The sequence below is a fragment of the Limnohabitans sp. Rim8 genome, assembly GCF_945869175.1.
GTDB lineage: Bacteria > Pseudomonadota > Gammaproteobacteria > Burkholderiales > Burkholderiaceae_C > Limnohabitans_A.
The window spans coordinates 16,064-27,100 of record NZ_CAMBNZ010000031.1; the positions used below are offsets into that span (position 1 = coordinate 16,064).

The window sequence follows — 11,037 nt, forward strand, 5'->3', positions numbered from 1 at the left end:
TGGACCCTTTGTGTGCGCCCTTAGACCGAGCGCATCAAACCACCATCGACCCGAATGTTCTGACCCGTGATGTAGGCCGCGCCCTGCGAAGCCAAAAAGGCGATGGTTGCGGCCACTTCTTCGCTGGTCCCGTAACGCTGCATGGGCACGCTTTCGCGGCGCTCTTCTTTGGCAGGCAAGCTGTCGATCCAGCCGGGCAAGACATTGTTCATGCGCACGTTGTGCGGGGCGTGCTCATCGGCAAACAGCTTGGTGAAAGCGGCCAAGCCTGCACGGGCCACCGCAGACGTCGGGAACATCGCGCTGGGCTCGACCACCCAGGCGGTCGAAATGTTGACGATGGACCCCGATTTTTGCTGGACCATGATGGGCGCCACCACCCGTATGGCACGCACCACGTTCAGGAAGTACATGTCGAGCCCCAAGTGCCATTGCGCGTCGCTCAACTCCAGCAAGGGGCCTTTGGGGCCGTGGCCTGCGCTGTTGACCAGCACATCGATGCGGCCCCAACGCGCCATGGTTTGATCGACCAGCTTTTGCAGGTCGTCGCTCGACTGGTTGGAACCGGTCAGCCCCAGGCCGCCCAACTCACGGCCCAGCGCCTCACCCTTGCCGGACGAGGACAAGACGGCCACCTGAAAACCGTCCTGTGCCAACTTGCGTGCCGCAGCGGCCCCCATGCCACTGCCACCGCCCACCACCATCGCCACTTTGTTGCTCATGCCTTGCTCCTGGTTTGTGTGATTTTTCTGTACATCCGACCCGACCATTGCCCCAAATCGTCCAAGTAAGTGAACACCACCGGGATCACCAGCAAGCTGAGCACGGTGCTCGTCAGCAGTCCGCCAATCACGGCAATCGCCATGGGCGAGCGGAAACTCGCATCGGCCGCGCCCCAGCCCACGGCAATGGGCAGCATGCCTGCGCCCATGGCAATGGTGGTCATGACAATGGGTCTGGCGCGTTTGTGGCAGGCGTCCAAAATCGCGTCCCAGCGGCTCATGGGCGGCACGGCAGGGTGATCGCCTTCAGCGGGCTTACCTCGGCGCGCCTCAATGGCGTACTCCACCAGCAAGATGGAGTTCTTGGTGGCGATGCCCATGAGCATGATCAGACCAATGAGCGAAGGCATGGAAAAGCTCTTTTGCGCGATGAGTAAGCCCACAAAGGCACCTCCCAGAGAAAGTGGCAAGGCCGCCAAAATCGTGATCGGGTGCAAAAAGCCTTTGAACAGCAGCACCAGCACGATGTAAATGCACAGCACGCCAATCATCATGGCCAAGCCAAAACTGGCAAAAAGCTCACCCATGACTTCGGCGTCGCCCACCTCCACCACCTTCACCCCCGGCGGCAAGCTTTGCAAAGCCGGCAGCTTTTGCACCGCTTGCGTCACATCACCCAGTGGCATGCCCGACAGCTCGATCTCGAAATTGATGTTGCGCTGGCGGTCATAACGGTCGATGACCGCGGGTCCACCGGCCACCTCGATGCTGGCCACTTGACCCAGCATCACCGGGCCACGGCTGCCGGGCACCATCAGGCGTTCAAGTGTGGCCAGGTCATGCCTGAATTCGTCGCCGAGCCTGACGACAATGGGCACCTGGCGCTCGGACAGGTTGAGCTTGGGCAAGGCCGCGTCGTAGTCCCCCAGTGTGGCCACGCGCAAGGTGTCGCTGATGGCCGCACTGGTCACCCCCAAATCGGCGGCTTTGGCAAAGTCGGGGCGCACGGCAATCTCGGGTCGCACCAAGCTGGCGGTGGACGCGATCGAGCCCAGGCCTTGGATGGTGCGCAGGTCCCGCTCCACCGCCATGGCAGCCGTTTGCAGGGCCTGCGGGTCTTCGCCCGTGAGCACCAAGACGTATTTCTCGCCCGAGCCGCCCAAACCCACCTTGGTGCGAACACCGGGCAAAGGTTGCAAAGCCGTGCGGATGTCGTTTTCAATCGCCTGCTTTCGCGGGCGCGTGCCACGCTCGGTCAACTGAATGGTGAGCGTGGCCTTGCGCACCTCGGCCGCACCACCACCGGTAAACGGGTCAGAGCCCGCACTGCCACCACCTATTGTGGTGTAAACACTGGTCACGTCCTTCACGGTCATCAACAGCCGGCGGGCGTGTTCGGCACTGGCCTGGGTTTGCGACAAGGTGGCGCCAGGGGGCAGCTCCACATACACCTGGGTTTGCGAGTTGTCATCTGGCGGAATGAACCCCTTGGGCAACAAAGGCACCAGCATGATGGAGCCGATGAAAAACAGCGTGGCCAGCACCATGGTGACGAAACGGTGCTTCATGCACCAGGTGGCCCAGACCATGTAACGCTTGAGCCAACCCGGCTCGTGCGCGGCCGTGACGATGGGCTTGAGGATGTAGGCCGCCATCATGGGTGTGAGCACACGGGCCACCACCAAGGAGGCAAACACCGCCAGCGACGCCGTCCAACCAAACTGTTTGAAAAATTTCCCTGGAATGCCACTCATGAAGGCCGTGGGCAAAAACACCGCGATCAGGGTGAAGGTCGTGGCGATCACGGCCAGCCCGATCTCGTCGGCCGCTTCCATGGCCGCTTGGTAGGGTGACTTGCCCATGCGCAAATGGCGCACGATGTTTTCCACCTCCACGATCGCGTCGTCCACCAACACGCCGATCACCAAAGACAGCGCGAGCAAGGTCACCACATTGATGGAAAAGCCCAAATACGCCATGCCAATGAAGGCAGGGATAACCGACAAGGGCAGCGCCACGGCCGACACGAAGGTGGCCCGCCAATCGCGCAAAAACAGCCAAACCACCAACACCGCCAAAATAGCGCCCTCATACAGCAGCAACAAGGAACCGCTGTACTCCTCTTCCACCGGGGTCACGAAGTCAAAGGCTTCGGTGATTTCCACGTCCGGGTTTTGCAGCCGGTAATCGGCCAGGGCTTCACGCACCAGGCGGCCTACGGCCACCTCGCTCTCGCCTTTGCTGCGCACCACCTCAAAGCCAACCACCGCTTGGCCGTCGAGGCTGGCTGCAGACCGCGCATCGGCCAAGGTGTCGCTCACCGCAGCGACCTGGTCCAAGCGGACACGCGCACCGCGCGATGTCGCCAACTCGATCTGGCCAAGCTCTTGCGCCGTTTTCACGGTGGCCAAGATGCGCACCGGTTGCTCGCCCGCGCCCAAGTCCATGCGCCCGCCCGAGCCTTCTTGCTGCACCTGCTTGAGCTGGCGCGACACTTCAGCGGCCGTGAGGCCCAACGCTTGAAGACGGCTCACATCTAAAGCCACCTGCACCTCGCGGGTCACGCCACCGACTCGGTTGACCGCCCCCACGCCGCGCAGTGACAAGAGCTTGCGGGTGATGTCTTTGTCGACCAACCATGACAAGGCTTCGTCGTCCATGCGTGTGGAGCGCACGGTGTAGGCCAGGACGGGTGTGCCGGCCAGGTTGAGCTTTTGCACGACCGGGTCGCGCAGATCACCCGGCAAATCGGCGCGCACACCCTGAATGGCCGAGCGCACATCGTCCACCGCTTCCTGGGTGGGCTTTTCCATGCGGAACTCTGCGGTGATCGACACCACGCCGTCTTGCACCTTGGTGGTGATGTGTTTGAGGCCTTGCAAAGGGGCCAGCGCGTTCTCGAGTTTGCGGGCCACATCGGTTTCAAGCTGTGTGGGCGCAGCACCGGGCAAGCTGGCGGTCACGGTGATGGTGGGCACATCCAGATCCGGAAAGTTTTGCACTTTCATGGACCCAAAGGCGATGAAGCCCGCCACCGTCAGCAGGACAAACAGCATGACGGCGGGAATCGGGTTGCGGATCGACCAGGAGGAGACGTTGAGCATGGCGTCCCTTTATTTGCCGGCCGCAGCCGGTGCAGGCGCATCGACCACACGCACCGTGTCACCCTGGTTCAAAAAGGCACCACCCGCTGCGACCACGCGGGCGTCGGCTTTCAGGCCACGGGTCACTTCCACCCGGTCACCCGATTGGCGTCCGGTTTGCACTTTGAGCTGGCTGACTTTCTGGTCGGCGCCCACGGTGTACACATAACTGAAACCATCGCGCACCACCACAGCCGTTTGGGGCACGGTGAGGGCCTGGCTTTGTCCCAAGGCCAACTCGCCTTGGGCGTACATGCCTGCGCGGGCGCTGCCGGTTTGGGTCGGCAGGTCCACATAGACCAAGGCGTTGCGGGTTTGCGCATCCACCGAAGGCGCAATCATGCGCACCTTGCCTTGCAGCACCTGGCCGCTCGCGGCCTTCACTTGGACTGTTGTCCCCACCTGGATGCGGCCAATCTCGGCGGCGGTCACTTCAGCCCGCCACTCGATGCGGCCCTGACGGATCAATCGGAACAACTCGGTGCCCGCGCCCACCACACTGCCCACGGTGGCCTGCCTCGCCGAGATCACGCCTGCATCCGGAGCTCGCACCTGGGTTTGAGATAGGCGCACGTTTTGCAGTTGCACCATGGCGCGAGCAGATTGCACGCGGGCCACGGCAGAAGCCTCGGCGGACAAGGTCTGGCTCAGCTGCGCATGGCTGAAAAACCCCTGCTGGTGCAAGCTGCGGGCACGCTCGGATTGGACCTGGGCCTCTTGGGCACTGGCGGTGGCTTCGGCCAGGGTCGCTTCGGCCTGCGCCAATTCGGCACGCAAGGTGTCGGCCTGTAATACTGCCAGCACATCACCGCGCTGCACCCGGTCACCCACATTCACCCGAACGTCGGTGATTTTCAAACCATTGGCTTCGGCACCAATGATGGCCTCTTGCCAAGCGGCCAATGAGCCGTTGGCGCTGATTTTTTGCGCCATGTTGAGCATCTGGGGTACCGCCACCGTCACGCTCAAGGAGGGTTTGGCAGCTTGGGGCGGTTTACTCTCTTGTGCCATCAACGACATATGCCCCAGCCCCAAGCCAACCACCGCACACACCCCAAACCAAACACCTGCTTTTTTCATGACACTTCTCTTTTGACTGCACGCCCCTGCGACGTGCGACAAGTTTAGCGTCAGGGTGTCATGGGCGAGATGACACGCCGACCAAGACCGGGCATTTCTGGCAAAAGAAAGTCAACCGCAGGTCTGGCGTGGGTCTGGTGCCGATTCAGCCCATCACCTGTCGCCACAGGGTGAGCACGGCGTCGCGTTCTGAGGCCAACACGTCCAAGGGAAGGTCTGTGGGCTCTTCGTTCAGACGGGCCCGGTGCTGCACTCGGCGCATCGCTCGGTACGCGTTGGCCGCAGCTTGTCCGACGCCTGAGGGCAACAAGCCCACTTTCTCGGCGTGTTGCAACAAAGCGATGTTGCCCGCGTTTTCAGCCAGCACTGGGTGCGCCGCGGTGTGCAGCAACACCAGGTATTGCATGACAAATTCGGCGTCCACCATGGCGCCAGGGCTGTGCTTCACGTCAAACCGATCGGCCTTGACGGGATGGGCTTGGCGCACACGCTCGCGCATGGCGACGATTTCGGCTTTGAGGCTGACCGCATCTCGCGGGGCGCTGATGACGGCCAGGCGCACGGCATCAAAACGGGCGGCCAAGCTGGACAAACCCATGACAAAACGTGCGCGTGTCATGGCCTGGTGCTCCCAAGTCCATGCGGTGTTGCTGCCGCGTTGCTGCTGGTAGTCGGCGTACGCTTCAAAGCGCGTGACCAACAAGCCAGAATTGCCATTGGGGCGCAGGGCTGTATCGATTTCGTACACATCACCTTCGGCGGTTTTCACCGTCATCCAGTTGATCATCTTACGCACATAGCTGGCATAAATTTCTTGCGCGCGCTCGTCGGGGTCTTCGTAAACAAACACGATGTCCAGGTCACTGCCATAGCCCAATTCTTTGCCCCCCAGCTTGCCATAGCCGATGATGGCAATCGCCGGTTCTTCGCGGTGGCGGGTCTTCAGGCGGTCCCAACACCAGCGAGCCGTCACACGCAGGACGGCGTCGGCCAAGGCACTCAGGTCGTCGGCCACTTGTTCGACACTGAGCACGCCTTCGACGTCTCGCGCCAAGGTGCGGAACTGTTCGGCGTGGTGGGCGCGGCGGATCAAATTGAGCAGGTTTTCTTCATCGTCTTCGCCCGTGCTTTGCAAGGCTTTTCGCCGCGCTTGCAATTCGGCTTCAAAATCGGGGGCATCAAATCGGGTGTCAAACAGGTTGCCCCCCGCCAGCTCATCAATCACGCCAGGGTGCTGCAACAAATAGCGTGCAGGCCATTTGGCAGCGCCCAGCAAGCGCAGCAAGCGCTCGTGCACGGAGGGGCGCTCCAGCATGAGGGCCAAATAGCTTTCACGGCGCAGCAGGGGTTCGATCCAATCGACCATGCGCAACACGGCTTCTTCGCTCACTCGCCCGGCAGCCAGCCACTGGCCGGTGCGTTGCAGCAAGCGCATCAAACGCCCTCGCGCGTCGTCGCGCAAGGCCTGAATCCGGGGGTTGTCGGTCCATTGCACCAAACGTTCGCGCACCGCACCGCTGAAATCGGTCAATACCGCATCCAGTTCAGGGTGTTCGCGGTTGGTCTTGCCGTTTTTGCCCTGGCAAGTCTTGCAGTCGCGGTCCCCGCCCAACAAGATGTCAAACTCTTGCGCCACCACTTCGCGGTGCGCATCCAAGTCCACCAAAAATGTGCCCGTATCGGTGTAGGCCAGCGTCTGCGCGATCCAAGCCAAATCGTCGTCGCGGGTGGGCAACACATGGGTTTGCTGGTCGTCCAGGTACTGGATGCGGTGCTCCACCTTTCTCAAGAACGAATAGGCTTCGCCCAAGGCGTCGGCCGTGGCCTGCGGCATGAGCCCGGCTCTGGCCATGCGCTGCAAGGCGTCCAGCGTAGGACGGGTGCGCAGCTCCGGAAATTGTCCACCGCGCACCACCTGCAAGAGCTGCACGGTGAATTCGATCTCTCGAATGCCACCGCGAGACAGCTTGACATCGTTGGCGCGCTCGGGGTGCCCAGCGCTGCGTTTGGAGGCGTGGTCACGGATTTGCTGGTGCAGCGTGCGCAGGGACTCGAACACGTTGTAATCGAGGTAACGGCGGAACACAAAGGGCAGCACCACCGCACGCAGCGCCTGAGAAGAACCATTGACCACGGCACTTTGGGGGGCCACCACGCGGCTCTTCATCCAGGCAAAACGCTCCCACTCTCGGCCTTGCACCTGCAAATACTCTTCCAGTGCACCGAGCGACACCACGCTGGGGCCGGAGTTGCCATTGGGGCGCAAGGCCAGGTCGACCCGGAACACAAAGCCGTGCTCGGTGGTGTCGCCGATCAAGGCGTACATGCGTTTGACGGCGCGGGTGAAGTACTCCTGGCACGACACCTTGTTGCGGCCTTCGCTGTTGCCCAAGCTTTGGCCATCTTCGTCGTAAACATAAATCAAGTCGATGTCGCTGGACACGTTCAGCTCGCGGGCACCGAGCTTGCCCATGCCGACGATCCACATCTGGGCACGTTGGCCACAGGCCTTGGTGGGGGCGCCATGCAAAGCGTCCAGGTCAGCCGAGACCCGTTGCCAAGCGATGTCGAGTGTGACTTCGGCCAACCACGTCATGCCGTGAGTCACCACCTCCAAACTCGCCTGACCCGTGCAGTCGAGCTGGGCCAAGCGCTCCAGGGTCAGTTGGCGCAGCACCCGCAAGGCCGCAGTGGTGTCCAGACCTGTGGCCTGCAAGGCTGCAAATGCCGCATTCAGGGTTTCAAGGGCAGGGGGCCCCGGGGGCAAGAGGGGCAAGACATCGTTGTAACGGCGGTGCAGGCGCTGCAAAAATCGCGAGTAAAGGGGCAAATCATTCAGACGGACATCATTTGTTAAGGCGGTCACGTCCATCGGCTGGCTGCGGGTCATAATTCCTGCTGACTTTCTGATTCAAATGGTTGCACCGTCTTTGCCACTTTTCCACCGCCTGATCCATGTGCTGTCGCGCCTTGTGCAGCTCGCCGCATGGGTCTTGTTGTCTGTGGGTCTTGTGCTGGGCATGGGCTGGGCAACCCTGCATTTTTGGATTGTGCCGCGAATTGGCGAGTACCGCCCGGCCTTGGAAAGCTTGGCCCAGAAAACCCTTGGGGTTCCTGTGCGCATCGGTCAGATTTCGGCCAAATCCACCGGCTGGGCCCCTTCATTTGAATTGCGAGACATCGCTTTGCTGGACCCGGAAGGTCGCACGGCTTTGAGTCTGCCCAAAGTGTGGATCGCCATCAGCGTGCGTTCGGTCTTGGGCCTTAAGTTGGAACAACTGGTGTTGGATGCGCCGGAATTGGACATTCGGCTCCTGGCCAACGGCCATTGGCGCGTCGCAGGGCTCGAATGGACGCAAAGCACAGGCGATGACAACGCGGTCGCCGATTGGTTGTTCGCTCAACGCGAAGTGATCGTGCGCGGCGGCATCTTGCACTGGAGCCGAGAAAACCCCCAAGAAGCTGCAACGCCGATCGCCGCCAACACCTTGACTTTGAGCCATGTGGATGTGTTGTTGCGCAATTCAGCCAGGCACCACGATGTGCGCGTGGACGCCACACCGCCCGCCGATTGGGGCGAGCGCTTTGTCGCCATGGGGCGCTTCAAACGCAACCTGCTGTCACTGCATCCGGGCCGATGGACCGACTGGTCTGGGCAGGTTTACGGCTTTTTTCCGCACATCGATCTGGCGCATTTGAGCCCCCACATGCCCGGGAACGTCCAGATGGCCTCAGGTCAAGGCAGCGTTCGCCTTTGGAGCGATGTGGCCCAAGGGCAATGGGCCGGTGGTTTGGCCGATGTCAGCCTCACCGGACTTCAAGCGGCTTGGGCACAGGGCAAAACCCCATTGGCTTTTGACCGCTTGTCTGGCCGTTTGGGGGCCAAGGTCAACCCACTGGATTTTGAAGTCTCGACCCAAGAACTGGCCTTTGTCAGTGCGCAAGGCTTGACCTGGCCCGGCGGCAACGTGACTTTGGCCTTCACCCACCCGCAAGACCAAACCCCGGCACGCGGTCAACTGCAGGCCGATCAGCTGGACCTGCTGAGCCTGCGCGAAATCGCCCTGCGCATGCCCTTGCCCGAAGCTTGGCAGGCGGTTTTGCAGCAACATCGGGTCAGTGGGCAAGTGGATGCGCTGCAGTGGCGCTGGCAAGGCGATTGGGACAAGCCCCAAACCTACGACGCCCAAGTCACGCTGCAAAAACTGACGCTGGCGCCCTCGGATGTGACCCCCGCCCCAACGGCTTTGCCCTGGCCCGGCGTACAAAACGCACAGGTCAAACTCAATCTCAACCAAGACAATGGGCGAATAGACCTGAACATGGGGGCCGACGGGGCCGTGTTTTTGCCAGGCATTTTGGACGAGGCTGAAGTGCGTGTGCAGGCTTTGCGCGCGCAAGCCTTGTTCAAACACGACGCCGGGCAGTGGCATGTGCCCGAGTGGAAGCTCCAGTTGAGCAACGCAGACCTGCAAGGCGAATGGAAGGGGCAGTGGCACCCCACAGCTGCAGGAGATGGGCCTGGCCAATTGGACCTGCAGGGCAAGTTCAAACAAATCGACGCGTCCCGAGCCTACCGCTACCTGCCGCTGACGCTGCCCAAGGATGTGCGCCAATACGTGCGCGACGCGGTACAAAAAGGGGTGTATTCGGATGTTCAGGTCAGGGTCAAAGGCGACTTGGCCAAACTTCCTTTCACCAACCCGCAAGAGGGTGAACTCCGCTTCGCAGGGCGCATCCAAGACCTGGAGCTGGATTATTGGCCTGCCGATTTGCTGGCGCCCCAAAGCTTGCCTTGGCCCCGTTTGCACAAACTGACCGGCCAACTGGTCTTTGACCGCTTGGGCATGAAATTGAGCAAAGCCTCGGCCAGGCTGGACGACGCCCAGACGGGCCTGACTTTGAACGAAGGCGAGGTCGAGATCGCCGACATAGCCAACGCGGCCGTGCTGGTCGTCACGGCAGAAAACAAAGGCCCTGCTGCACAGGTACTGGGCTTGGTGCAAAAGTCTCCGCTGGACGCCTTGCTGTCGGGTGCATTGCGCCAAACACAGGCGACAGGCAACCTGCAAACCCGTTTCAAGTTGACGGTGCCCTTGCTCACGCCGAACTACACCAAAGTACAAGGCACGGTGGCACTGACCGGCAACGACGTGCGCATAACGCCCGAAGCACCCTTGTTGGAAAAGTTCCAGGGCAGCGTGCAATTTACCGAATCGGGCTTCAGCCTCAGCGGTGCACAAGCACGGATGCTGGGCGGGGCGGTGCGCATCGAAGGCGGCATGCAGCCTGCGCCCAGTGGATCGGGCGCACCCCACACCGACGTCGGCTTGCAATTGCGCGCTCAAGGCCAAGTGACCGCCGAAGGGCTGCGCCAAGCCCAAGAGCTGAACCCCTTGAATGAGTGGGCCAAGCACGCCAGCGGCAGCACCAGCTACACCGCACAACTGGGCTGGCGACAAGGGCTGCCCGAGTTCACGGTGCAAAGCCCACTGGACGGCTTGGCCCTGAACTTACCGGCCCCCTTGGGCAAACCCGCCGCAACCAGTACACCCCTTTCCTTGCGCACACGCATACAAGGCACAGGCTCAGGTTTGCGGGAACAACTGCAGCTGGAGTGGGGGAGCATCGCCTCTGCACACTATGTGCGCGATGTGTCGGGCCCTGTCCCTGTGGTGTTGCGCGGCAGTTTGAGCTTGGGTTTGCCGGCCTCCCAAGCACCGGCCATGCCCGCCACGGGCGTGAGTGCGACCGTGGCGGTGGACAAATTGTCACTGGACGATTGGCAAAACCTGCTGCCCAGTGACTCCGGCACGCCCACACGCCAAGCCAAGGCAACGGCCAGCGCTTGGCAAGCGTATGCGCCCACACGCATCGGCTTACAAGCCAACACCCTCCTGTCGGATGGCCGCTCCTTGAACCAAGTGGTGGCCGGTGGCGTGCGCGAAGGGAACACCTGGCGCGTGAACATCGATGCGCGTGAGCTCAATGGGCATGTGGTTTACCGCCTGCCCCTTGGCGAGCAATTGGGTCACCTTTATGCGCGCTTGTCACGGCTGAACTTGCTGCCCTCCAGCGTATCTGACGTCGAA

The 11,037-nt window shown here is 61.6% G+C and carries 5 protein-coding genes; 1 reads left to right on the forward strand and 4 read right to left on the reverse strand.

The genetic code is table 11. The annotated features are described in order from the left end of the window. Positions 1-20 precede the first annotated feature (20 nt). The 4 genes from Q0O19_RS06710 to glnE form a co-directional block, all read right to left on the reverse strand. Positions 21-722, reverse strand: coding sequence for an SDR family oxidoreductase (locus Q0O19_RS06710; RefSeq protein WP_295521210.1), 702 nt, complete (start codon positions 720-722; stop codon positions 21-23). Further along, a complete protein-coding gene (locus Q0O19_RS06715) occupies positions 719-3,826 on the reverse strand; it encodes an efflux RND transporter permease subunit (RefSeq protein WP_295521212.1) in 3,108 nt (1,035 codons plus the stop codon). Before Q0O19_RS06715 ends, Q0O19_RS06710 begins: the two co-directional genes overlap by 4 nt. A 9-nt stretch (positions 3,827-3,835) precedes the next feature. Then, entirely contained in the window at positions 3,836-4,885 is a 1,050-nt protein-coding gene (locus Q0O19_RS06720) for an efflux RND transporter periplasmic adaptor subunit (RefSeq protein ID WP_295521216.1), read from the reverse strand. 205 nt (positions 4,886-5,090) lie between these two features. Then, on the reverse strand, positions 5,091-7,817 hold the full coding sequence (gene glnE, locus Q0O19_RS06725; RefSeq protein WP_295521217.1) for a bifunctional [glutamate--ammonia ligase]-adenylyl-L-tyrosine phosphorylase/[glutamate--ammonia-ligase] adenylyltransferase: 2,727 nt from the start codon (positions 7,815-7,817) through the stop codon (positions 5,091-5,093). A gap of 43 nt (positions 7,818-7,860) precedes the next feature. Here glnE and Q0O19_RS06730 point away from each other — a divergent pair. Then, positions 7,861-11,037 (forward strand): DUF3971 domain-containing protein (locus Q0O19_RS06730; RefSeq protein ID WP_295521214.1); only part of this gene is annotated, 3,177 nt, incomplete at its 3' end.

Excerpts from the sequence above, each read along its gene's own strand:
- glnE (WP_295521217.1), bottom strand. The coding sequence starts at position 7,817 with ATGGACGTGACCGCCTTAACAAATGATGTCCGTCTGAATGATTTGCCC.
- Q0O19_RS06715 (WP_295521212.1), bottom strand. The coding sequence starts at position 3,826 with ATGCTCAACGTCTCCTCCTGGTCGATCCGCAACCCGATTCCCGCCGTC.
- Q0O19_RS06710 (WP_295521210.1), bottom strand. The coding sequence starts at position 722 with ATGAGCAACAAAGTGGCGATGGTGGTGGGCGGTGGCAGTGGCATGGGG.
- Q0O19_RS06720 (WP_295521216.1), bottom strand. The coding sequence starts at position 4,885 with ATGTCGTTGATGGCACAAGAGAGTAAACCGCCCCAAGCTGCCAAACCC.